This is a genomic window from Amycolatopsis echigonensis, assembly GCF_002846615.1.
Classification (GTDB): domain Bacteria; phylum Actinomycetota; class Actinomycetes; order Mycobacteriales; family Pseudonocardiaceae; genus Amycolatopsis; species Amycolatopsis echigonensis.
The window spans coordinates 2,962,089-2,986,046 of record NZ_PJMY01000003.1 but is presented as its reverse complement, the minus strand read 5'-3'; the positions used below and the strand labels follow the sequence as shown (position 1 = coordinate 2,986,046).

The window sequence follows — 23,958 nt, the reverse complement described above, 5'->3', positions numbered from 1 at the left end:
GTCGGGGGGCCTCGGTAGGGTTGCGGGGTGAGGGTGGCGGGGGAGCGGGGCGGGGTGCGCGGGCTGGTTCGGGATCCGTTGTTCCGGCGGTTGCTGTTCACGCGGTTCGCGGCGCAGTGGGGCGACGGCGTCTTCCGGGCTGGGTTGGCTGGGGCGGTTTTGTTCAACCCCGAGCGGGCGGCTGATCCGTTGGCCATCGCGGAGGGGTTTGCGGCTTTGCTGCTGCCGTATTCGCTGGTCGGGCCGTTCGCGGGAGCGTTGCTTGACCGGTGGGACCGGCGGCGGGTGCTCGTATTCGCGAACCTCGTGCGGGCCGTGGCGATCGTGGCGTCGGTCGTTGCGGTCGGTGCTGGGGTGGGTGGAATCGGGTTGTTCTCGCTCGCGCTGCTTGCCGAGGGGATCAGCCGGTTCATCGGGTCTGGGTTGTCGGCTGCGTTGCCGCACGTCGTGGAGCCACAGGCGGTGGTTTCGGCTAATGCGGTGGCGGCGACGCTCGGGTCGGCGATCGCGGTCGTCGGCGGCGGGTGCGCGATCGGGTTGCGGGCGGTGTTCGGATCCGGCGACATCGGGTCGGCGGAGACCACGGCGTTCGCGGCGGTCGGCGCGTTGGTGTCGGCGGCGCTCGCGCATCGGTTCGCGAAGGGCATCCTGGGGCCGACCGTGGTCGATGAACCGACAAATCCCGTGGTGGCGGTCGCGCGCGGGCTTGCTGATGGAGCGAGGCACGCGTGGCGGGCTCCTAGCGTCACGGCTGGGTTCGTCGCGTTGTTCGCGCACCGAGCGGCGTACGGGATTTCGTTGCTGCTCAGCGTGCTGCTGATGCGCAATTACTTCACTGACGACGGGGTTTTCCGCGCGGGACTGCCCGGGCTCGGACAACTCGTCGCGTGTGCGGGGGCAGGCATTCTCGTCGCGGGGCTGGTGACGGCTCGGTTGATCCGCTCGATCGGGCGGGTCCGGACGGTGCTGGGCGCGTTGCTCCTCGCCGCGATCGCGCAGGCGGCGTTGGGGTTGCCGATGCTGCTGCCGTTGGCGTTGATCGCATCGTTCCTGGTGATGGGCACTGGCCAGGTGCTGAAGCTGTGCGTCGACTCGTCGGTGCAGCTCGATGTCGCGGACGAGGCTCGCGGGCGGGTCTTCGCGCTGTACGACACGCTGTTCAACATCACCCAGGTGGTGGCGGTCGCGATCGCGGCCGTCTTCGTCAAGGACAACGGGTACTCGCCGGAGCTGATGGTCGGCGCGACCGCGCTGTACCTGCTGGGCGGTGCCGGATATCTGCTGGCCCGCCGACGCCGCGTCGATTCGCTGCCGCAAACCGTTGCACCCAAACGGGGGTAGTAACTCACTGTCTAGCATTAGGGTGACTTGCGACCCAGTCGAGTTAATCTCGGCAGCGCAACCGACACGGGGGGGCCACCGTGAGCACCATCGGCGACGACCGTGCCCGTCTCGACGCCTCAGCTGTCCTGACCTCGCCCGACGGGCTCGTCCGCGCGACCGCCGGACCGGCTGGCACGCTCGGCCGGCTCGAATTCGCGCCGGACGCCTTCGAACGAACGACGCCCGCGCAGCTCGCGTCGACCGTCCAGGCACTCGTGCAGCACCTCGCCGACGCACCCGAACCGCAGCACGCCTCGTCAATGCCTGCCCCGCGGCCGACCCCGCGCCGCGTCCGTCCGCGCGGACCCGTTCCGCAGAACCGCCGACGCGGGTCCTGATGCCGTCCGCTCCGGACGGGATGATTCACGTGGAACCAGCGAGTACCGGTCAGCAGGCGCTCGTCGAGATCGGCCGGCTGATCCGGGCGCACCGGGCAGATCCGGACGCGGCGGCCGGAATCGGGTTCGCCCAGCTCGGCGACCATTTCGAGGTGCAGGCGCGCAATACAGTCGCCAGCACGGAGGTGGTCCAGCGGCTCACCGCGTTGCGGGCCGAGATGTACCAAGAGGGCCGCGGCACCTGGATTCAGGCGCGCTACGTGCTCACCCCGGACGACGCGTTCGACTTCGACTACTTCACCGACGACGAGCCCCCGTGGACGACGCCGCCCGATTCGACCGCCTACCTCGCCGAACTCACCACCTTCCCCCGCGACGACGAGCACCTTCCCGACTGGTGGCGGCTGCACGTCGGCCTCCCGCTCGGCGTCGTGTTCCGGCACGCCACGGCCGACGCCGGAACCCGCGAACCGCTGCCGGAGGCAGAACTGCCGCTCGTGCTGCGGTACCTCGAACGCGAGGCCGAGGCCGGACCACGACATCGCACCGACGGCACCTGGATCTGGCCGCTCGAGGTGGCCGAGCAGCTGCGCGAAAACGGGACCGCGCCTGAGCCGGAACTGCTTCAGCACATCCGTGACCTGGGCTTTCATCCGCCGTACGTCGAACCTCTGGTGCGCCGCACGGCGGAAGCCGATCTTGCGGGGGAACCTCGTCCGCGACCGACCGCGACCGACGTCCAGCGGACCGCGGCCGACATCGCCGCCGAGCGGGAGACCAACCCGGACCCGGTCCTGTCCGACGCCGAAGTCCTGACCCACCTCGGCCACCGGCTCGACTCCTTCGGCGTGTGGCCCGACGTCCGCTGTCTCGGCGGCCGGGAGTCCGGAAAGTGGAGCCTCTACCAGGTCAAAGCCGGATGGGCGGTCGTCGCGCCGGACGGTCGCGAGCAGAGCTTCGCCCGCCTTGAAGACGCCGCTCAGCAGCTGCTCGGCGCGCTGCTGATGCATCCCGCCCGCGCGACCGGCGGCCGCGAAACCCCGCTGGAAACGGCGCGGGAGGTCGCCGACTGGCCGGTCCAGCCCGCGCCGGGTGACCCTCCCCTCACGCTCCTGCGGAACAAGAGACTCACTCGGTTGGCGGAAGGTACCGTCGTTCTGCGATTCGGCGAAGAACCCGGCAACCTGGTCCATCACCAGGCGGTACGGTTCGCGACGACGTCCCTGCCACTCGAACGGGAGCGCATGACCAGCACTTTCCGCCTCCGAAGATCACTCTATGTGATCACCGGAGTGACGGTGCCCTGGGCGAACCTTCCGGGGGGCGCGGTGGCGTACGTCTTGCCCAAGCCGATCGCGGAGCACGAGTCCGACGGAAGCCTGGAGAGGATCGAGTAGGTGGAAGCGGCGGAAGCGGTGGAGAAGGTCGGGAAGTGGTTGCGCGCCGTGCACGGCCCCGAGGTCTCCGGGCCGGGCGGCCTCCGGGTCGACCACGACCGCGTGCTGCGGGTCCCCGAGGGCTGGTCGATCCCCTACAACACCGTCGCGTTCCTCGACGACGGCCGTCCGGACAAAGAGCTGTTCCCCGCGCCGTCGGTGCTCGTGCGCGAGCCGGACGGCGAGTTGCGCCAGGCGCATCCGCATCCGGGCGGGCTCAGCACCCCGGTCGCGTACCCCGGCCAGGAGAGCTGGCGCGAGGTCGTCGACCCGGAGTACGCGAAGGCCGGGTTGGGCGAACTCGGCGTGCCGCTGCCCGCGGTCGCGGGCTGGGTGAAGGTCGACGACGACGGCCACCAGACCGGTGACGAACGCGAGAACCCGGAGTACAAGGCCGGCCCGATCCGCCGCGGCTACCCGAAACCGGAAAACCCGCTGGAAACCCTTCTCGCTTTCGCCAGCGTCGGCTGGCTCTCCCGCGAGCAGCTGCTGATCGGCTTGCTGCGCTGCGAAGTCTTCGTGCCGTTCGACCTCAAAACCGGCGCGACCGACCGGTTCTACTTCTCCGAGGAACGCAACGAGCTGCGCGTGTTCAGCTCGACCCGGAACCTGCCCGCCCGCGAGCACGCCTGGTGGCGCGTCGACCTCGCGACGCTCGCCGAATTCGAGCATCCGCCGAACCTCGTGATCAACGGCGGTCCGGCGACCTTCGAGGACGTCGCCGGAGCCGAGCTGACCGCGATCGCGAAGCGATTTCCCCGGCAGGAGCCGCGGGTCGACGAGAACGGCCGCTGCCCGGAAATCGAAGAAGACCTCGAGAAGTTCGCCGTCGAAACCGCCGCCCGGCTCGGGCTGGACAAGCCGGTCGACGTGCCGAAGGCGGCCGCGGAACGCGCGCGGCGGCACGGTTTCGAGCTGACCGCGGACGAATGCCGCCGGACTGTCCTCGGCCGGTCGTGGCTGCGCCGGTTCGAACAGCCGGAGCCGAGCCGCTCGCGGCCGAATGACTTGCGCGCCAACGGTCTCGTGCCGTCCTGGGACAACGAGGGCCGGATCGTCCCGAGGCTCGACACGTTCGGCAAGTACCCCGAGGTCAGCCTGGAGAACTTCCGGTACGGCTGGCAGCGGGTCGTCGGCGCGTGGGTCGGCTTCGCGCTCGGCGAGGCGCTCGGGTCGGCCGTCGACCGGATGCGGCTGGACGAGATCGTCTCGACCTACGGTCCGGACGGCGTCCGCGACCTGCCGCTCGCGTTCGACCTGCCGGGCCGGATCGGCTCGATGACCCAGCGGCTGCTTTTCCTGACCGAAGCGGTGATCCGGAGCCCGCATCGCGAGCAGCCGGAGGCGCGTGACGTCGAAAAACTGTTCCCCGGCGTGGTCCGCGGCGCGCTGGGCCGCTGGTTGCACACGCAGGGCGCGGCGATCCAGAACGCCGACGGTTTCCTCGTCAAGGTGCCCGAGCTGCATGCCCGCCGCGCGATCGACGACGCCGAACTCAACGCGTACCTCGCGCTGGTCACCGGTGATCCGCAAGCCGCGCCGATGTCGGGCCCGACCGCGCTGCTCGGCGCGCTGCCCGCGGTGCTGACCGCGGCGGGTCCGGGAACCGGGTTCAGCGGCGGCATCAGCCAGGTCGTGCGCGATCTGGCCGGCGTGACGCACCAGCCGGACGACGTGGCCGCCGCGACCTACCTGGCATGGGTGTTCGAGAAGGCGCTCACCAAGGACTCGTTCAGTTATCCGGTCTGGAACCTTTCTCGCGAGGTCCTCGACGAGCACGACGGCCCGGAGTGGGGACCGGTGCGCGACCTGGTGGCCGAGGCGGTGCCGTTCTTCGGCGAGCACGGCCTGCCGGACCTGCGGATGCCGGAGCTGATCGGCGACGGGCACAGCACGCTGTCCGTTCTCGGCCGTTCGTTCGCCGCGCTGTCCGGGTTCGAGAACTACCCGGAGCAGGCGATGCTCCGCTCGGTGAACCACTCCGGCCGCAGCGCGCTCACCGGCGCACTGACCGGTGCGCTGCTCGGCGCGCGGGTGGGCGTCCCCGGCCTGCCCCGGAAGTGGGTCGAACAGCTCGAATTGCACCACCTGATCGAACAGGTGGCGACCGACGCGCTGTGGCATTTCGACCGCCATTCGGCGCGCAACGCACTGGGCGACGCCTGGGTGCAGCGGTACCCGCGGCACTGATCGGTCACCCGAGCAGGTATTTGTGGGCGCATCTTCTCCCGTCTCCGGTGACCGATGGTCGGGTCGTGACACGGTCGGCTAAGTTCGTTGCGGCTACACGGGGGACTTCGGGGAGGAACCAGACGTGCGCTACCGGGTGGAATCGGGAGAACGCCCAGACGGCCTGTACGCGACGCTCGACGATCGCACTTTCGCGGCACAACGCTCCACCACCGACGGCACGCTGCTGCTGACCGTTGTCGGCGACGAGGAAGCGCCCGAGGATTTCGACCGCGAGCACGAGGGCAAACCGGCCAAGGTCGTGCTCGCGAACGAGGTGCCCGCGACGTTCGACCTGCGCACCTACGTCGAATACGACAACGAGCTTTTCGAGGTCGCGCCGGGCGACCAGCCGAATCTGACCCTGCGCTGGACGCGGCACGATCCGGTGCGTGCCGCGCAGCTCGGGCTGACCGACTTCTCGGTGACCGTCCCGGGCAAGCAGCTCACCGGGCTGTGGCTGACGCGGCACGACTACGGCGAGCCGAAGGCGGAGATCGACGGCGGCGACCAGACCCGGATCCTGCGCGGGATCGGCCGCACCCTGCGCCAGGTGCCCGGCGGCTGGACGCGCGTGGCGGCGCAGTTCCGGCAGGTCGGCGACTACTCCGAACTGGAGGTTCGCGCGGTCGGCGACGAGAACGGCCCGGTTTCGGTGTCGCTGCCCGGCACGCCGCAGCTGAGCACGCTGTTCACCCAGCTGCGCGCCGCGATGTACCAGCCGGAGACCGGCACCTGGTTCCAAGGCACCTTCACGCTCGACGCCGATTCGCAGTTCGATTTCGACTTCGACGCCGACCAGGAGCCGGAGTGGCGGCTGCCGCCCAACGACGGCGGCGAGCCCGCCCGCGAGTCCTACCTCGTGGAGCTGACCCGGTTCCCGCGTCCGGACAAGCACCTGCCGGACTGGCTCGGCGCGAAGGCCGGGCTGCCGCTGAGCATCGGATTCCGCCAGGCACGGCCGGTCGACGCGCACAACGAGGGCGAGCGGCCCGTGGTGAACCGCCCGCCGGTGCCGCCGGACCAGGTCCGCGGCGTGCTCGACTACCTGTTCCGCTCGCCCGTCGTGCTGCACCGGCCCGTGCCGCAGCCGGACATCTTCGCGCCCGGCGCGCCGCCGGACGTGCCGCACGCCTTCCACACCGACGGCACCTGGATCTGGCCCGCCGCCGTACCGCACTACCTGCGCAAATACGGCGTCCCGCCGGAGCCGGAGCTGGTCGAGCACATCCGTGCCGGCGGGTTCCGGCCGCCGATCGTGCGCGACCTGGTGCGCGCCACCGCCGAAGCCGACGTGCTCGGCAAACCGCGCCCGGGGCGCACCGAGGCCGACATCCCGGACGACAGCTCGCTCGCCCGTGCGATCCGCGGCGAACCGACCCGCGGGTTGCGTGCGGCCGAGACGTTGGCTCTGCTGCAGCAACGGCTCGTCGAGCACGGCGTGCCGTCGTCGGCGTACCGGATCGGCGCGGACGAGATGCCCGCCGAGGGCGTGTGGACGTTGCGCCGCGCGGAAAACCGCTGGGAGGTGTCTCGTCCGCCGTCCGTGGAGCCGGTGGCGTTCGCCAACCTCGCCGACGCGGCGCGATTCCTCCTCGGCACGCTGCTGATGCTGCCGCCACAGGCACCGGAGGAATCCGATCAGCCCGCGGACTGGCCGATCCTGCCGATGCGCGGCGAGCCGCCGCTGTCGTTCTTCCGCGGCAAGCGGATCGTCGCGCTGCCCGCCGGCACGACGGTGGTCCGGTTCGGCCCCGAGGCCGGGAACCTGGTGCACCAGAATTCGGTGCGGTTCCTCGAAACCTCGCTGACGCCGGACCGCGAACGCGACCGGCACGAGTACCGGGTGCAGCGCACCATCCGGGTGCTGACCGGTGTCACGGCACCGTGGGGTCCACAGCCGGGCGGGGCCACGGCGTACCTGCTGCCGCGGCCGATCGCGCTGCACATCGAGCAGGGAGCGCTATCCCGGCTGTGAAGCCGTGATCAGCACGGCGGGCGACCACCAGTAGTCCGCGAGCGGTTCCACTGTCACGTCGGCGAACCCGGCGGCCTCGAGCTGCCGGATCCATTCCGAGGCCGGATGTTCCCAGTTCGTCCGCGCCGTCCCAGCCGCGACGCCGAGCAGCACCGGCAGCAGAAATCCTTGTGCCACCAGGGAAGCCTGCTCGCCGTACTCGGCGACGCCGCATTCGTACCGCTGCGCGAGCGACTCCGGGTCGGCGGTGTCCGGCACGTCGAATTCGGCCAGCACCAACCGTTCCGTCCGCGCCCGCAACGCGCTCAGCACCCCAGCCCGGGAGGACGGCTCGATCGACTGCAGTGCGAACGTCGACTGCGCAAGGTTCCACGTGGAACCGTCCGCGGCGAGAAAGTCCTGTGCGGTCAACGAAAACCGGCGTGCACCAGGGACTTCGACGTCCGCGAGCAGCGCCTCCGACGGCTCCACCAGGTCGATCCGCTCCGGCCGGAACGAGGCCCGCGCCAGCGCCGGTTCGATCGCCAACCCGTCGCCGCAGCCGAGATCCAGCAGCGCGGACGGACGCCAGGAGTCGTACCGCGCAGCCAGTTCTTCGCTCAACCGCCGGTACAACTCGACGTTCCCGCCGCCGCGAATGAACGCGGTGAACGCGGCTGGCTGGTCATAGACCGGACCGCTCGGCCCCGCCGCGAGATACGTCGCCAGCTCGGCACCCAACGGAGTTCCAGCCTCGACGGCAAGCGCACTCGCCCGCTCGACGTCTCCCTCCCGGTACGCCGCCAGCGCACCGGCCACCCCGCTCACAGCGGCACCCACAAGGTCACCCGAGTTCCACTCCCCGGACTCGATTCGACCAGCGAGGTCCCGCCGACCTCGGCCAGCCGCGCGGTGATCGACTCGCTGATGCCGAACCCGGCCGGCCGGTCCTGCGGGCTGAAGCCGGTGCCGTGGTCCCGCGTGATCACCGCGATCCCGCCGTTGCGTTCCTCCACGCGCACCACGACCTTGTCGGTCTCGCCGTGCTTCATCGTGTTGCGCATCGCTTCCCGCACTGCGTCGCGGATCGCGATCTGCCGGACCTCGGACAGCGTGTCGTCGTCGAGCTCCGCGATCACCAGCTGCGCACGCAGACCGTCGCGCGCCATCTCCGCGGCCAGCGCCGCGAGCTTCTCGCCAAGCGGCCGCGCACCCTCCTCGGCCCGCTGCGCCGCGGCGGTCTCGATGGTCTGCCGCAGCTCGATCGCCTGCGCGCGGGCCAGCCGCTGCACTTCGACCAGCCGCTGGTCCGGATCCCCGGGACCGCCGAGCGCGATCGCTTCCAGCGTCTGCAGCACCGTGTCGTGCAGCATCCGGTGCTGCCGCGCGCGTTCGGCGAGCCGCCCGTTGCGGATGCCGTACGCCAGCGCGAGCCGGATTCCGAGTCCGAGCAGGATCAGCGCGCCGACCGCGGTGAACAGGACGCCGAACATCGTCGGATACAGCGACGCGGCCTGCGCGAAATCGACCGTGCCGTGGTTGAGCAGGTCCGACAGCAACCGCACGGGCAGGCTGAGCGCGGCCAGGCCGATCCCGGACGGGATGCCGACGGCGAGAGTGAGCAGGGCGACGCTGCCGAGCAGGTGCTTGTCCGCGACCCCGACCGCGTCGTGGAACACCGCGGGCGAGACCGTCGCGCCCAGGAACAGCTCGAACGCGAGCGTGGCCACGAGGTCGACCAGCAACAGCCGACCCGCGAGATCGCTGCGGAACGGGGCCCGGCGCATCATCCAGAACAGGCCGAACGCGCTCAGCGCGACCGAGCACACGGTGACGATCGCGACCGACGCCAGCCCGGACGGCCCGTGCTTGACCGCATACGTCGCGAACGTCGCCGGCACCACGACCAGCCGGTAGACGAGCGGGACCAGCACCACGTACCGGGCCGCCCGCAAGAGCAATCCGTCATGGTGCCGTTCGTCGACCGGACCGGCCATCCGCGAAATCCGCTGCAGCGCGCGCACCGGGGTCGGATCGGCGATCTCGTCGGTCAACCCGGTCGTCGCCGTCGCCAGCGCGGGCGTTCCGCGCCGCAGCAAGGTGACGAGAAAGCTGGCCCCACGCCGGTCCCCGCCGTGCTGCCGCGTCATCGATCCCCCCATTCGGTTCGACACAGGGAGTATCTCGGCTGGCCGGACGATGATCCAGTGTTTGAAGGCGCCGACTTCGTCGCGGCGGGATCGCCTTTAAGTCCCGCGGTTCAGTTCAGTCAGTCCTGCGGTTGCTGGCCTGAGCCGAGGCCCTCCGCCGCCGCCCACTTCTTCAGCTCGGCGACCGCCTCGTCGTGCTCCAGCGGACCGCGGTCGAGCCGCAGCTCCTTGAGGAACTTCCAGGCCCGGCCGACCTCCGGGCCCGGCGGCAGGCCGAGCAGCCGCATGATCTCGTTGCCGTCGAGATCCGGCCGGACGCGGTCGAGGTCCTCCTGCTCCTTGATCCGCGCGATGCGGGCCTCGAGGTCGTCGTAGGTCGCCTGCAGCTGGGCTGCCTTGCGCTTGTTGCGCGTGGTCGAATCGGCGCGAACGAGCTTGTGCAGCCGGGTCAGCAGGTCGCCGGCGTCGGTGACGTAGCGGCGGACCGCCGAATCGGTCCACTCGCCGCCGCCGTACCCGTGAAACCGCAGGTGGAGGAACACGAGCTGGGAGACCTGCTCGACGATTTCCTTCGAGTATTTCAGCGCCCGCAAACGTTTGCGGGCCATCCGCGCACCGACCACCTCGTGGTGGTGGAAGCTCACGCCGCCGCCGGGCTGGAACTCGCGAGTGGCCGGCTTGCCGATGTCGTGCAGCAGCGCGGCCAGCCGCAGCACGAGGTCGGGCTCGCTGGTCGGCTCGTGCGATTTCTCGAGCGCGATCGCCTGCGCGAGGACGGTCAGCGAATGCTGGTAGACGTCCTTGTGCTGGTGGTGCTCGTCGATCGCCAGCCGCATCCCGGGCAGCTCGGGCAGCACGCGATCGGCCAGCCCGGTGTCGACCAGCAGCTCCAGGCCCGGCCGCGGATCGGGGGCCAGCATCAGCTTCGACAGCTCGGTCTGGACCCGTTCGGCGGTGATCCGGTCGATCTCCTCGGCCATCGATGTCATCGCCTCGACCACGCGCGGCGCGGCGGTGAAGCCGAGCTGCGCGGAGAACCGGGCGGCGCGCATCATCCGCAGCGGATCGTCGGCGAACGACTCCTGCGGCAGCGCCGGAGTGTCGAGCACCTTCAGCCGGAGCGCGTCGATGCCGTCGTGCGGGTCGATGAACGTCTTCCCGACCAGGTCGATCGCCATCGCGTTGACGGTGAAGTCGCGGCGAAGCAGGTCGCCCTCGATGGTGTCGCCGAAGGTGACCTCGGGATTGCGGCCGACGCGGTCGTAGCTGTCCGCGCGGAACGTGGTGATCTCCAGCGTCGTGCCGTTCTTGGTGACGCCGACGGTGCCGAACGCGATGCCGACGTCCCAGACCGCGTCGCCCCATTCGCTCACGATCTGCAGCACCCGGTCCGGGCGCGCGTCCGTGGTGAAGTCGAGGTCGTTCGACAGCCTGCCGAGCAGCGCGTCGCGCACGCTGCCGCCGACCAGGTACAAGCTGTGGCCGGCGCGCGCGAAGCGCTCGGCCAGCTCATCGGCCAGCGGGGACACTCGCATCAGTTCCGTCACCGCGTTCTGCTGGGCGACCAGGTTGTTCACTCGAATCCCACCACGAAAATGGCGCCAGTGCCGCTGGCGCCGCCGGACACGGACACGGAGAGCCAGAGTACCCGGGCGACCGTTTGCTCTAGCATCGCAGCATGTCTGGATCTGCCGGTCGCGCCGGACCGCCGACGCCGCGCCGGCGGCGACGGCGGCACCGCGGCAGGCGGCTGACCACGGTCGACGAGACCTCGGCGGGCGGACTGGTCGTCGACCCGGAGCGGGAACGCGCGGTGCTGATCGGCCGGCTCGACCGGCACGGCAGACTGCTGTGGTCGTTGCCGAAGGGCCACATCGAGGACGGGGAGACGGTGGAGCAGACCGCGGTGCGCGAGGTGAAGGAGGAAACCGGCATCTCCGCGCGCGTGCTGCAGCCGCTGGGCACCATCGACTACTGGTTCGTCGCGCAGCAGCGCCGGGTGCACAAGACCGTGCACCATTTCCTGCTCGAAGCCACCGGTGGCGAACTGTCGGACGAGGACGTCGAGGTGACCGAGGTCGCCTGGGTTCCGCTGGCCGAGCTGGAGACCACCCTCGCCTACGCGGACGAGCGCAAGCTGGTTCGCGGGGCAGCAGAACTTTTCGCGCCCGACGAGCGCGCCTGAGAGGGAGCACCCGAGTGAAGCGGCCCGCCGCCTTCTTGCTGTCCTTGCTGATCGTCGCCGCCACCGCGCTGTTCGGTGCGCCGGCGGGCGCGCAGGAGAATTCGTCCCCGGAACCGGCCCACCTGCGGCTCGACCTCGGCCAGCTGTCCCCGCGCGTGATCACCAGCACGGACCAGGCGATCACGGTGACCGGGACGGTGACCAACACCGGGTCCCGGCGGATCGTCAAGCCGATGGCCCGGCTGCAGATCGGCGAACGCCTCTCGAGCCCGCGCGCGATGGACTCGGTGCTCGCCGGGAATCCCGTGCAGGACACTCCGCTCACCGATTTCACGCTGCTCGCCGAAGAGCTGGAGCCGGGACAGAGCGCCCGGCTGAACATCACCGTGCCGCTCACCGGACCGCGCGGCGCCGGGCTGCGGCCGGGGGTCTACCCGCTGCTGGTGAACGTGAACGGCACCCCCGAGTACGGCGGTGCGGCCCGGCTCGCCGCGGTGAGCTTGCTCATGCCGGTGCTGTCGACGCCGGGGCACGCGAACAACCAGGCGACGCAGCGGCATTCGAAACTGGCGGTGCTGTGGCCGATCACCGACAGCACTCCGCACATCCAGTCCGCGCCGTTCGGCGTGCCGATGACGCTCACCGACGATTCCCTCGCCGACGAGCTGAGCCCGGGCGGACGGCTGTATTCGCTGGTCTCGGCGGCGCGGGCGGCGCAGGAGACGAATCCGAAGATCGGCGGCTCGCTGTGCTTCGCCCTCGATCCCGACCTGCTGCGCACCGTCGACGCGATGCGCGCCGGCTACCGCGTCAACGGCGGGGTGGCGGGCAAGGGCGCCGACGCCGCGTCGAACTGGCTGGCCGCGCTGCGCGCGCTGGTCACCGGGCGATGCGTGATCCCGCTGCCGTTCGCCGACGCCGACCTCACCACGCTGGGCAAGGTCCGCGGCGCCGACGGCAATCCCGACTCCGGCCTCATGACCACGGCGCTGAACGGCACCGCGACGATCCGCCAAGTGCTCGGCGTCGAGTCGAAAGCCGGCGTGCTGTGGCCGGGCGGGACGCCGGACGACAAGGCGCTGTCGGCGATTTCGCTGGGCGGCTTCCAGACCGTGCTGACCGACAGCGGCAAGCTGCGCGCGGGCGGTGACGACGAGACCGTCACCGGCGCGGCGACCCTTTCCGACGGCCTGCGCGCGCAGGCGACCAACTCGATGGCCACCGCCGGTCTCACCGGATTCACGCCGAGCGCGCAGACGCCGACCACGTACAGCGGTGCGTCGCAGCGTGCGGTCTCCACCCAGAACGGGCTCGCCGCGATCGCCTTCGAAGCCGGACTCGGCCGCACGGAGGGAGCAGACGGCGGGCCGATGCTCATCGCTCCGCCGCGGCGCTGGGACGCCACCACCGACGAGCTCAACGCCTTCCTGTCCGGGCTCGGCAAGCTCACCAACGCGGGCGTCACCGCCGGGGCGACGCTCGACGACCTGCTGGGCAGCACCCCCGAGGGCAGCGCTTCGCTGGTCGCGAGCACCCGGTCGGACGGCGGCGCGGCCGTCGCCGACCAGCTGTCCAGCCTCGACCAGGACGTCGCCGGCCTGATGTCCGCGATGCAGGTAGACCCCAGGAACCGGGTCGAACCGCAGGCGATCGTCGGCCCGGTGCGCGACGCGCTGGTCCGCGGCAGTTCGACCGCTTTCGGGCCGTCGGCGGTCGCGTCCGCCTCGGCGAACGCGACGGCCGAACTCGCCGCGATCCGCGACCAGGTGACCGTCGAACAGCCGAAGCAAACGATTGCGCTCGCGTCCGGGTCCTCGCCGCTGCCGGTGTACGTGCACAACGACCTGCCGGTCGGCGTCACCGCGCAGATCGCGCTGAGGAACACCATGGGCATCCGGCCGGAGCAGGCCAGCGACCTGCTTTTCCCGGCCAAGGGCGGGCAGACCAGGTACGTGCAGATCGAGGCGCTGCGGGCCGGTCACCTGTCGGTCGATGTGTCGTTGACCACCCCATCGGGCACAGATCTCGGCGCGACCGCGCGGTTCGAGCTGACCTCGACCGAATACGGCCCGATCACCATCATCATCACCGTCGCCGCTGGTTGCGCGCTGCTGCTGCTCGCGTCCCGGCGGATCTACCGGCGGATCAAGGAAAGCCGAGGCGGCACGCCCTGACATCCGCAAGGGGGCGGGTGCTCGCGCCCGTTCCCGATTACCCTGGGTCGGCGCTGCCACAATGGCAGGGAACCAGGGGACCGCCGAGGATTGGGCACGCGTTGGACAAAGAGCCGGGTCAACCACCCGAGCGTGCGGGTCGTCCCCGGCGGGACGACGCGGCGCCGAGGCGGAGCGACCAGCCTCGCCGCGCGGTGAGGGACGCCCGTCGCCAGCCGCCCCCTCCGCCGCCGCCCGCCGAGCGCAGGCAGCCGCCGCCCAACGGCACCCGGCGGATGCCGCTGCCCGACGAACGTCCGCCCGCTGACCGGGCCCAGCCGCGCCGGATCGACCCGCGCGGCGCCGAACCCCGCGAACCCCGGGAGCGCGCGCCGCGCCGCGTCCCGCCGCCGAACGGCCAGCCGCGTCCGGTCCCGACCAGGGCCGCGATGCCGCCGGTGCGCAAGCCGCCCCCGCCGCGGCCGTCCGGGCCGCCGTCCGGCCCGCAGCAACTCCCGCCGTCGGGTCCGCAACCGCTCCCGCCGGCGAACCAGCCGCCGAACCGCGGCCAGCTTCCGCAGCCGACGCCGCCGCCCGCCAACGTGCCGGGCCCGCAGCCGCCGGTGCATCGCGGCCGCGGCCCGCGTCCCGGCACGCCGATCCGGCCGTGGCAGGAAGAGGCGATGCGGGACCCGGACGCCACCCGGTTCATCCCGCGCACCGCCGGCGTCCCGCTGGCGGCCCCCTCGCGCTGGCCGACCGCCGACCCGGACGTCCTGCGCCCGTACGACGCGCTGGCCACCCAGGTCATGCCGCGGGTCAAGGACGCACCGCTCGCGCGTCCGGCCGAGGCTCCCGAGCAGCCCAAGGACGAGGGCCCCTCGGTCGCCAAGGCCTCCGGGCGGATGGCGATCGCGTCGCTGATCAGCCGGATCACCGGCTTCCTGTGGAAGGTGCTGCTGGTCGCGGCGATCGGTTCCGGGGTCGCGACCGACTCGTTCAACGTCGCGAACACGATGCCGAACATCATCTTCGAGCTGCTTCTCGGCGGCGTGCTCACCAGCGTGGTGGTGCCGCTGCTGGTGCGTTCGCAGGACGATCCGGACCACGGCCAGGCCTACGCGCAACGGCTGCTGACCACCGGCGTCACCGTGCTGTTCATCGGCACCGTGATAGCGGTGATCGCGGCACCCGCGTTCACCTCGCTGTACATCGATTCGTCCGGGCAGGCGAGCGCGGGCCTGACCACGGCGTTCGCCTATCTGCTACTGCCGGAGATCTTCTTCTACGGTGTGTTCGCGCTGGTCTCGGCGATGCTGAACGCCAAGCACGTGTTCGGGCCGACCGCGTGGGCGCCGGTGATCAACAACCTGGTGGTCATCTTCACCATCCTCGTGGTGTGGCTGATGCCCGGATCGATCGACGTCGACCACCCCGCGATCACCGATCCGAAGGTGCTCACCCTCGGCCTCGGCGTCACCGGCGGCATCGCCGCCCAGGCGCTCATGCTGATCCCGCCGCTGCTGCGGTCGGGCTTCCGCCCGCGCTGGCGCTGGGGCCTGGACAGCCGGATGAAGGAGTTCGGCGGGCTGGCGCTGTGGGTCGTCGGCTACGTCGCGGTCAGCCAGATCGGCCTCACGATCACCACCCGGGTGCTCACCAAGGGCACCTCGGGCGGGGTCACCGCCTACAACTACGCGTGGCTGCTGTTCCAGCTGCCCTACGGCGTGCTCGGGGTCTCGCTGCTGACCGCGATCATGCCGCGGTTGAGCCGCGCCGCCGCCGACGGCGACACGAAGAAGCTGGTCAGCGATCTGTCATACGCCTCGCGGATCTCCACGGTCACGCTCGTGCCGATCTCCGCGGTGATGACGATCGTCGGCACCTCGATGGGCGTCGCGCTGTTCGCGATCGGCAAGGGACCGCTGGGGAACGCCGAGCGGATGGGCCAGGCGCTGGCCATCACCGCGTTCGCGCTGCTGCCGTACGCGCTGGTGATGCTCCAGATGCGGGTGTTCTACGCGATGAAGGACGCCCGCACGCCGACGTTGATCATGATCGTGATGACCGTGGTCAAGGTGCCGCTGCTGTTCTTGTGCCCGGTGCTGCTGAACCCGGAGAACATCGTGCTCGGCGTGATGATGGTGAACGCGCTGACCTACGTGATCGGCGCGATGCTCGGCCAGGTGTGGCTGTGGGTGACGCTCGGCAACCTGCGCAGCAAGCGGGTGATCGGGGTGATCCTGTTCACGGTCGTGGCGAGCGTTCTGGGGGTCGGGGCCGCGTGGGTCGTCGGGCTGATCGTGCCCTCGTCGCTCGGCCCGGTTCCGCACGCCTGGATCGAGCTCATCCTGCAGGGAATCGTCGGGATCGCGGTCTCGTTCGGGGTGCTCATGGCGCTGAAGGTCGAGGAGCTGAAGCCCGTAACATCGAGATTCACCCGATTGATCAAGCGCGGGTAACGATTGATTCACGACTCACGACGCTTCTACGGCTGATGATCCGGGTACCCTCGGTGCCGGGAGCGAAGCGGGAGAGAGCGTGGACACGAGACGAAGCGAGCAGGCGGGGGACGCCGCGGGCATTCGCGCCCGGGGCGGATCGCTCGCGCCCGGACGCGTCGTAGGGGACGGCCGGTATCGCCTGCTTGCCCAGTTCGGCGTAGACGAGCGGGCCGCCGCGCACCTCTGGCGCGCGCGGGACGGGCAGCTCAAACGGGACGTCGCACTGACGCTGCTGGTCGGCGATCCGGCCGATCCGGAAGCGGCGCGGCAGGCCCGGCGCACCCTGGAACGGGCCGCGCACGCGTCCAAGTTCGGGCACGGCGGCGTCGCGCGGGTGCTGGACGTGCTCAGTCTCGGCAGCGGCGTCACCTCCAGCGAGGGACTGCTCGGTGTCGTGGTGGCGGAGTGGACCAAGGGCAGTGACCTGGTGGACCTGGTCGCGCAGCGGCCGGTGGCCCCTGCCGCGGCCGCGCGGATGGTGCAGGCGCTCGCGGAAGCCGTCGACCACGCCCACCAGAACGGCCTCGTCCTCGGCCTCGACCACCCGCAGCGGCTGCGGCTCACCCCGGGCGGCGCGCTCAAGCTCGCCTTCCCCGGCCCGTTGCCGGAAGCCACGCTCCGCGATGACGTCAAGGCGCTCGGCGCGGTGCTGTACCTGCTGCTCACCGGACGCTGGGCGCTGCCGGGCGGACCGCCCGCGATCCCCGCGGCCCCGCTCACCCCGCAGGGGCACGTGGTGCCGCCGCGGTCGCTGGTGCCCGCGGTGCCGCCGGAGCTGTCCTCGCTGGCCGTGCGCACGATCGAGGACGGCGGCAGCGGCGGGATCCGCACCAGCTCGGCCATCCTGCGCGTGCTCGGCCAGGTCGCCGAGCACGAGGAACGCACCCAGCTGATCAACGCGGTCGGCAAGGACGAAGCGGCGGCGGATCCCGACGGCACGATCTGGACCACGAAGAAGCCGGTGAAGGACGTCGCGCGGCGGCGGAAGCTGGCCTTCGGCGTCACCGTGCTGGTGGTGGCCACCGTGGTGATCCTCGCGTGGGGCGGGCTGATGCTGATCAACCTGTTCCAGGGCGACGGCAAGCCGACCGGTCCCACGATCAACGTCGCGGCCCCGCCCGGCAGTTCGGCCCCGGCCAAACCGGGCAACCAGGCCCCGCCGCCGGCGAACCAGCAGCCGGCGAGCCCGAAGGTCGGCGATCCGGTGGCTCCGAAGTCGGCCTCGCTGTACAACCCGGAGGGCTCGGGCGACAACCCGGGCCGGGTGAAGAACACGATTGACGGCGACCCGGGCACGATCTGGAAAACCGACCAGTACCAGCAGCAGCTGCCCGCGCTGAAGCCCGGCGTCGGCATCGCGGTCTCGTTCGACAACCCGGTGAACCTCGCGCAGGTGAAGATCAGCGCGGACAGCCCGGGCACGAAGGTCGAGATCCGGTCGGCGGACAGCAAGAACCCGCAGCTCGACGACACCAAGGTGGTCGGAAGCGGCGACCTGAACGGGCCGGACACCACGATCACCCTGCAGCAGCCGACGCAAAGCCAGTACTTCATCGTCTGGATCACCCAGCTGGGCGACAACGGCGGCAACGGCTTCGAGAGCCAGATCGGAGAACTGAGCTTCCTGCCTGCGGCGTGAGCTGCGCGCACGACTCAGTAGGCTCTGCCGGGTGACGGCTGCAGCTCCCACGGATGCGGATCTGATCGCGGCACACGCCGCGGGCGATCCGCATGCGTTCAGTGAACTGGTCCGGCGGCATCGAGACCGCATGTGGGCGGTAGCGCTGCGCACGCTGCGCGATCCGGAAGAGGCGTCGGACGCGCTGCAGGAGGCGTTCATCTCGGCCTTCCGCGCGGCGGGCAAGTTCCGCGCGGAGTCGCAGGTCACGACCTGGCTGCACCGGATCGTGGTGAACGCGTGCCTCGACCGGATCCGCCGCAGGCAGGCCCGGCCGACGGTGCCGTTGCCCGAGACCGGGGAGTTCAACGAACCGGCCGCGCCCGGCGATTCGATGGCGGAGAAGGAAACCAGCCTGCTGGTCCGCAAGGCGCTCGACGAGCTGCCGGAGGACCAGCGCGCGCCGATCCTGCTCGTCGACGTCGAGGGCTATTCGGTGGCCGAGACCGCGAAAATGCTCGGCATCGCCGAGGGCACGGTCAAAAGCCGGTGCGCGCGCGGGCGGGGAAAACTCGCGAAGGTTCTCGGGCATCTGCGGAACCCGGACGGCGGTGGCGGCGTCCCAACTAACGAAAGCAAACGCAAGCACGCCACTTCGGAGGGGTCCCGGAGTGCCGGGCGGGCCCAGCGCTCGCCGGGGAACGGGGAGGGACGATGACGGACGAGAGCCGGGGGGCAGGCGGAACCATCGGGCCGCCCTGGTCTGTCGACCTGCTCGCCGACCTCCACGCCGGGGTCCTCGACGACCGGGAGGCAGCTCAGCTCTGGCCGCGGGTGAACGCGGATCCGGAGGCGCGCGCGATCATCGAGGCCCTCGAGGCGACCACCGCCGACCTGTCCGCGCTCGCGGCGGAACCGGCCCCGCCGATGCCCGCCGAGTTCGCGGCCAGGCTCGACGCCGCGCTCGCCGCGGAGTCGGCGGCCCGGCAGGAGGCGACGTTTCCGGCGACCGCGCCGGGGCCTGCTGAGCACCCGGTCGCGCCGGTGGTGGACCTGTCGGCGGCGCGGAAACGGCGGAACCGGCAGCTCGGCTGGGGAGCCGGGATCCTGACCGCCGCCGCGGCCGCCGCGGTGGCCATCACGCTGTCGATTCCCGGTACGACCAAGACGGATACGCCCGGCGTGGCCGCGCCCGCACCGTCCGCGGTCGGCGGCCCGACCGTCGGCAGCGACGGCAGTGGTGCGGAAGCTCTGCTGGGCGGCGGCCTCGGCGTGCGGAACTACGGCCCGCTGCAGGACTCGAAGAGGTTCGACGCGTGCGTCGCCGCGGCCGGGATGGACCCGGCGGTGCGGCCGGAAGGCGTGCGGCCGGTGACCGTCGAGGGCAAGCCCGGCGTGGTGGCGATCTACACCACCGGCAAGCTCGCGCAGTTCCGGCTGGTCGCGTTCGGCGCGGACTGCGGACCGGGGAACCCGGACAAGCTGTTCGACAAGGTGGTCGGCAAGAAGTAGCGGCCCGGACGTAGCGGGCGTCACCGCCGGGAACACCTCCACCTACGATCGTGTTGAGCCTGGAGCACAGGTCACTACGAGCGGAGGGTTGACGGGTGGCTGCCGAGGAAATCAGGAACCTGATCGTCGTCGGGTCGGGTCCTGCCGGTTACACCGCAGCGGTCTACGCGGCTCGCGCACAGCTGGAACCGCTGGTGTTCGAGGGCACGCAGTTCGGCGGCGCGCTGATGACCACCACTGAGGTCGAGAACTTCCCGGGCTTCCGCGACGGGATCCAGGGTCCGGACCTGATGGAGGAGATGCGCAAGCAGGCCGAGCGGTTCGGGGCCGAGCTGCGCGCGGAGGACGTCGAGTCGCTTGAGCTGACCGGCGACGTGAAGTACGTCGTCGCGAACGGCAAGCGCTACGCCGCGCGCGCCGTCATCCTGGCCATGGGCGCCGCCGCGCGGTACCTGAAGGTGCCGGGCGAGCAGGAGCTGCTGGGCCGCGGCGTGTCCGCCTGTGCGACCTGTGACGGTTTCTTCTTCCGCGACCACGACATCGCGGTCGCCGGCGGCGGCGACTCGGCGATGGAGGAGGCGACGTTCCTGACGAAGTTCGCCAAGTCCGTGACGATCGTGCACCGCCGCGACGAGTTCCGGGCGTCGAAGATCATGCTCGAGCGCGCCCGTGCGAACGAGAAGATCAAGTGGCAGCTGAACTCGCAGATCACCGGCGTCGAGGGCGACGGGACGGTGTCCGGCCTGAAGGTGCGCGACACGAAGTCCGGCGAGGAGAAGACGCTCGACGTGACCGGGTTCTTCGTCGCGATCGGCCACGACCCGCGCAGCGAGCTGGTGCGCGGGCAGGTGGACCTGGACGAAGAGGGCTACGTGCTCACCCAGGGCCGCACGTCCTACACGAACCTGCCGGGCGTGTTCGCCGCTGGCGACCTGGTGGACCGCACTTACCGGCAGGCGATCACCGCGGCCGGCTCCGGCTGCAGCGCGGCGATCGACGCGGAACGATGGCTGGCGGAGCACGGCGACGCCGACGCGCACGAAGCACCGGAACTGGTCGGCGGCGGCTACGGCGCCGGCGAGCACTGACTTTCCCACCGAGTTGAAGGAGCAAGCGATGTCCGAACCCGTGAAGGTGACCGACAAGTCGTTCGTGGACGACGTCCTGACCAGCGAGAAGCCCGTTCTCGTCGACTTCTGGGCGACCTGGTGCGGGCCGTGCAAGATGGTCGCCCCGGTGCTCGAGGAGATCGCGAAGGAAAACGGCGACAAGATCACCGTCGCGAAGCTCGACATCGACGAGAACCCGAACACGGCGCGTGACTACCAGGTGATGTCGATTCCGACGCTGATCCTGTTCCAGGGCGGCAAGCCGGTGAAGCAGATCGTGGGCGCGAAGCCGAAGGCCGCGCTGCTGTCGGATCTCGCTGACGTGCTCTGAGCGGTCCACCTGCTGAGAACCCGGGCCAGCGGCGATCGACTCGCCGGTCCGGATTCTCGCACGTTCGGGAACCACCCGCACGGGGGTGTGCGCGCAGGTGCACTCGGCGTGTCTGTCCGGGGAGGAGGCACTCCTCCCGTGGCGCACCGACCGGGCCTGCGTCCTTACCGAGAGTTCACAGGGCACAATAGGTGCCTGGGTACACCCCTACCCGAGTTTCTGTTTCGCATCGAGCCGGTTTCGGTGCCTGAGGAAGAGCGAGGAGTGCATGCGGGTACTCCGCCGCGGTGACGCCGGTCCCGACGTCGCCGAGATCAGGTCGATCCTTGCCGGGATGGATCTGCTCCCGCCGGTGGCGGGGACCGAGCGGTACAACACGTTCGACGTCGCGGTGGAGCAGGCCGTGCGCGCGTTCCAGCAGCGCCGCGGGCTCATCACCGACGGCGTCGTGGGCCCTGCGACGTACCAGGCGCTCAAGGGTGCCAGCTATCACCTCGGGAGCCGCCCGCTCCAGTACCTTTTGTCGTCGCCGGTGCACGGCGACGACGTTTTCACTCTTCAGGAGCGGCTCACCGAACTGGGCTTCGACGCGGGCCGCCCGGACGGGTATTTCGGCCCGCAGACCGAACGCGCGCTGCGCACGTTCCAGCGCGACATGCGGCTGACGTCGGACGGCATCTGCGGCCCGGCCACGATCCGCGAACTGCACCGCCTGTCGTCGCCGCGCGCCCGCGGCGGCCGCCCGGTCTTCCTGCGCGAGCAGGAGCAGGTGCGCCAGGCCGGCCCGCGTCTGCGCGGCAAGCGCATCGTCATCGACCCGGGCCACGGCGGCGAGGACCTCGGTGTGGTCGCCGGCGGCCTGCGCGAAGCAGACATCGCCTGGGACCTGGCACGGCGGCTCGAAGGCCGGATGCAGGCCACCGGCATGGAGGCCCTGATCAGCCGGGGCCCGAACCACAGCCCGACGGACTTCGAACGCGCCCGGTTCGCCAACGACGCCGGCGCGGACCTGTTCCTGTCGCTGCACAGCGACGGCAACCCGTCGCCGCGCGCACAGGGCGTGGCGAGCTTCCACTTCGGCACCGGCAACGGCACGACGTCCACCGTCGGCGAGCTGCTGGCCGGCTTCATCCAGCGGGAAGTCGCCGCGCGCACCGGCCTGCTGGACTGTCGCACGCACTACAAGACGTGGGAAATCTTCACCCGCACGCGCTGCCCCGCGGTCCGCGTGGAAATCGGCTACCTGACCAACCCGGACGACGCCGCCCGCCTGGCCGACCCCGCCTTCCGCGACGTCGTGGCCGAGGGCATCCTCATCGCGGTGAAGCGCCTCTACCTCCTGGGCGAGGGCGACCAGCCGACCGGCACCTTCACCTTCGCCGACGTCCTGGCCCACGAACTGGCGAAGGCCGAATAGCCGCCCTTCTTCGTTCGGCCTCTGCTCTACCCCTAGCTGCCCCCTGATTGGCCTCTGCCCGGGACTTTCCTCCCTGAACGTCGCCAGGCTCGTTCAGCACGCCCCGAACCGGCACCGCCCTCTTCAGCCCCAGCGTGCCCAGCCGCCCGTTTAGCCGCGCTGACCAGAACTCACCCCAGCCAACCACTACCCACAGTCACGACTCGCCGCCCCACTCCCCGCGGAACCTCCCCGGCCTCCAACCCCCACCCCGGCGGCCCGCCACCCGTAGCCGCACCACCAAACAACCGGAGCACCCGCACCGCTTAACCGGCGCCACAAGAACTTGCGCCCCACTGCCGCAGCACCCACCACACCTGGGGGCAGCCCCCACCCGTCCCGGGGGGCGTCCCCAGATCCATTCTATCCATCCACAGCTTTTCCACGGCCTCTATCTGCAATCTGTGGATAACTCGGGGGTTCTTCCACAGTTGTGCACAGGTACCGGGAGTGGGTGTTTCCCGAGTGAATCCGCGGTGGTATGGGGCTCGTCGGACACGATCTCGCGACACCCGTGTTCAGGGTGGGGCGGCGGGGATCGAGTGGCCGCTGACCTCGGTCGATGCTGTTGAGAATGGGTGGTTTGCGGCACTCGCAGGGCGGATGAAGGTGCCGAGAAAACAGGGCGAGAGGCCGTGGATGCCGCAGCGGTAGATACGGAGAGTGACCAGCGAGTGGAAGCGGAGCTGGCCGTTGCCGAACTCGGCGACCTAGTCAGGCGGGTCGTTCAGGGTGGGTACCAGCCAGATCATTCTGGCTGATCTCCACAGCCCGGGAAGAAGTCAGGCTCGGCCGAGACTCGGTTCGGCGGTCGTGATCGTCACCTGGCCGAGCAGACGCTCCAGCGCGGCTTCGACGTCTTCCTTCCAGGTGATCGCCGAGCGCAGCTCCAGACGCAGCCGCGGGTACTTCCGGTGCGGGCGCACCGTTTTGAAGCCCACGCTTTGCAGGAAGGCGGCGGGCAGCACGCACGAGTGCTGGCCCAGCGGGTCCTCGTCGTCCGGGGTGGCGTCACCGAAGGCTTCGATCGCCCGGACGCCGCGTTTCGTGAGGTCTTTCGCCACGGCCTGCACCAGCATCCGGCCGAGGCCGCCGCCGCGGAATTCCGGCAGGACCTGGAAGGCGGTGAGCAGAACGGCGTCCGCGCTGGGCGGCGACGTCGGGAAGGCGAGCGAGCGGGGCACCGCGTTCGGCGGGGCGTAGAGGACGAAGCCGACCGGCAGCGTGTCGCTGTAGACGATGCGGCCGCAGGAACCCCATTCCAGCAGCACGCTGGACACCCAGGCTTCCTTCTCCACCTCGGTGGAGCCGTACTCCTCGGCCTGCGCCTTCAGATGCGGCGCGAGCTCCCAGTACACGCACTGGCGGCAGCTCTTGGGCAGGTGCTCGAGATTGTCCAGGGTGACGCCCACCACGCGACGTGACACCGGAAACCTCCCTGGAACCCCTCGACTCCGGCCGCGGCGCCCGCAAGAGCGCAGGCAGGACCGGAAGAACCACCCCGAGGATAGGCCGATGTGACAAGCGCCGGAAGAGCGGGGAGCTGGAAGAGGCCGCGGTTACACTCAATGGATCTACCAGCAGGTACCCGCCGAGC

At 70.6% G+C, this 23,958-nt stretch carries 18 protein-coding genes; 14 read left to right on the top strand and 4 right to left on the bottom strand.

All coding sequences use genetic code 11. The features are described from left to right. Positions 1 to 27: 27 nt before the first annotated feature. The 5 genes from ATK30_RS18995 to ATK30_RS18975 all read left to right on the top strand — a co-directional run bounded on the left by ATK30_RS18995 (position 28) and on the right by ATK30_RS18975 (position 7,364). Complete coding sequence (locus ATK30_RS18995) at positions 28 to 1,341, top strand: MFS transporter (RefSeq protein ID WP_244194652.1); 1,314 nt, start codon at positions 28 to 30, stop codon at positions 1,339 to 1,341. Between the two features lie 80 nt (positions 1,342 to 1,421). Continuing rightward, positions 1,422 to 1,721 (top strand): hypothetical protein, encoded by a 300-nt coding sequence (locus ATK30_RS18990; protein WP_101436731.1) that lies wholly within the window; start codon positions 1,422 to 1,424, stop codon positions 1,719 to 1,721. Between the two features lie 20 nt (positions 1,722 to 1,741). Then, positions 1,742 to 3,118: a TNT domain-containing protein gene (locus ATK30_RS18985; RefSeq protein ID WP_167442194.1), complete on the top strand. Its 1,377-nt coding sequence runs from the start codon at positions 1,742 to 1,744 to the stop codon at positions 3,116 to 3,118. Beyond that, positions 3,119 to 5,347, top strand: coding sequence for an ADP-ribosylglycohydrolase family protein (locus ATK30_RS18980; RefSeq protein WP_101436729.1), 2,229 nt, complete (start codon positions 3,119 to 3,121; stop codon positions 5,345 to 5,347). 124 nt (positions 5,348 to 5,471) lie between these two features. Next, a complete protein-coding gene (locus tag ATK30_RS18975) occupies positions 5,472 to 7,364 on the top strand; it encodes a TNT domain-containing protein (protein WP_101436728.1) in 1,893 nt (630 codons plus the stop codon). Here the strand turns inward: ATK30_RS18975 and ATK30_RS18970 are convergent. From ATK30_RS18970 to ATK30_RS18960, 3 genes are all read right to left on the bottom strand, one after another. Continuing rightward, entirely contained in the window at positions 7,350 to 8,171 is an 822-nt protein-coding gene (locus tag ATK30_RS18970) for a methyltransferase domain-containing protein (RefSeq protein ID WP_167441950.1), read from the bottom strand. The genes ATK30_RS18975 and ATK30_RS18970 overlap by 15 nt on opposite strands. Beyond that, the gene (locus ATK30_RS18965; protein ID WP_101436726.1) at positions 8,168 to 9,493 is read right to left on the bottom strand and encodes a sensor histidine kinase; all 1,326 of its coding nucleotides are present in this window, start codon (positions 9,491 to 9,493) and stop codon (positions 8,168 to 8,170) included. The genes ATK30_RS18970 and ATK30_RS18965 overlap by 4 nt, the downstream gene beginning before the upstream one ends. Positions 9,494 to 9,612: 119 nt before the next feature. After that, positions 9,613 to 11,070, bottom strand: a complete 1,458-nt coding sequence (locus ATK30_RS18960; protein ID WP_101436725.1) for a CCA tRNA nucleotidyltransferase — start codon at positions 11,068 to 11,070, stop codon at positions 9,613 to 9,615. A gap of 101 nt (positions 11,071 to 11,171) precedes the next feature. Here ATK30_RS18960 and ATK30_RS18955 point away from each other — a divergent pair, with 101 nt between their 5' ends. The 9 genes from ATK30_RS18955 (at position 11,172) to ATK30_RS18915 (ending at position 22,322) form a co-directional block, all read left to right on the top strand. Further along, positions 11,172 to 11,678 carry an NUDIX hydrolase gene (locus ATK30_RS18955; protein ID WP_101436724.1) on the top strand — a complete coding sequence of 169 codons (507 nt, stop codon included), beginning with the start codon at positions 11,172 to 11,174 and terminating at the stop codon, positions 11,676 to 11,678. Between the two features lie 14 nt (positions 11,679 to 11,692). Then, entirely contained in the window at positions 11,693 to 13,852 is a 2,160-nt protein-coding gene (locus ATK30_RS18950) for a DUF6049 family protein (protein ID WP_101436723.1), read from the top strand. 638 nt (positions 13,853 to 14,490) lie between these two features. Further along, on the top strand, positions 14,491 to 16,293 hold the full coding sequence (murJ, locus tag ATK30_RS18945) for a murein biosynthesis integral membrane protein MurJ (protein WP_460431617.1): 1,803 nt from the start codon (positions 14,491 to 14,493) through the stop codon (positions 16,291 to 16,293). A gap of 79 nt (positions 16,294 to 16,372) precedes the next feature. Beyond that, positions 16,373 to 17,974: a protein kinase family protein gene (locus tag ATK30_RS18940; protein ID WP_101436722.1), complete on the top strand. Its 1,602-nt coding sequence runs from the start codon at positions 16,373 to 16,375 to the stop codon at positions 17,972 to 17,974. A 31-nt stretch (positions 17,975 to 18,005) separates the two neighbouring features. Next, positions 18,006 to 18,671, top strand: a complete 666-nt coding sequence (gene sigM / locus ATK30_RS18935; RefSeq protein ID WP_101436721.1) for an RNA polymerase sigma factor SigM — start codon at positions 18,006 to 18,008, stop codon at positions 18,669 to 18,671. Then, the gene (locus ATK30_RS18930) at positions 18,668 to 19,465 is read left to right on the top strand and encodes a hypothetical protein (RefSeq protein WP_101436720.1); all 798 of its coding nucleotides are present in this window, start codon (positions 18,668 to 18,670) and stop codon (positions 19,463 to 19,465) included. Before sigM ends, ATK30_RS18930 begins: the two co-directional genes overlap by 4 nt. 95 nt (positions 19,466 to 19,560) lie before the next feature. Continuing rightward, entirely contained in the window at positions 19,561 to 20,553 is a 993-nt protein-coding gene (trxB, locus tag ATK30_RS18925) for a thioredoxin-disulfide reductase (protein WP_101436719.1), read from the top strand. A gap of 28 nt (positions 20,554 to 20,581) precedes the next feature. Next, entirely contained in the window at positions 20,582 to 20,905 is a 324-nt protein-coding gene (trxA, locus tag ATK30_RS18920) for a thioredoxin (protein WP_009085330.1), read from the top strand. Between the two features lie 268 nt (positions 20,906 to 21,173). Beyond that, positions 21,174 to 22,322: an N-acetylmuramoyl-L-alanine amidase gene (locus ATK30_RS18915; RefSeq protein ID WP_009085332.1), complete on the top strand. Its 1,149-nt coding sequence runs from the start codon at positions 21,174 to 21,176 to the stop codon at positions 22,320 to 22,322. Between the two features lie 821 nt (positions 22,323 to 23,143). Here the strand turns inward: ATK30_RS18915 and ATK30_RS18910 are convergent. Then, complete coding sequence (locus tag ATK30_RS18910; protein WP_101436718.1) at positions 23,144 to 23,788, bottom strand: GNAT family N-acetyltransferase; 645 nt, start codon at positions 23,786 to 23,788, stop codon at positions 23,144 to 23,146. Positions 23,789 to 23,958: the final 170 nt, after the last annotated feature.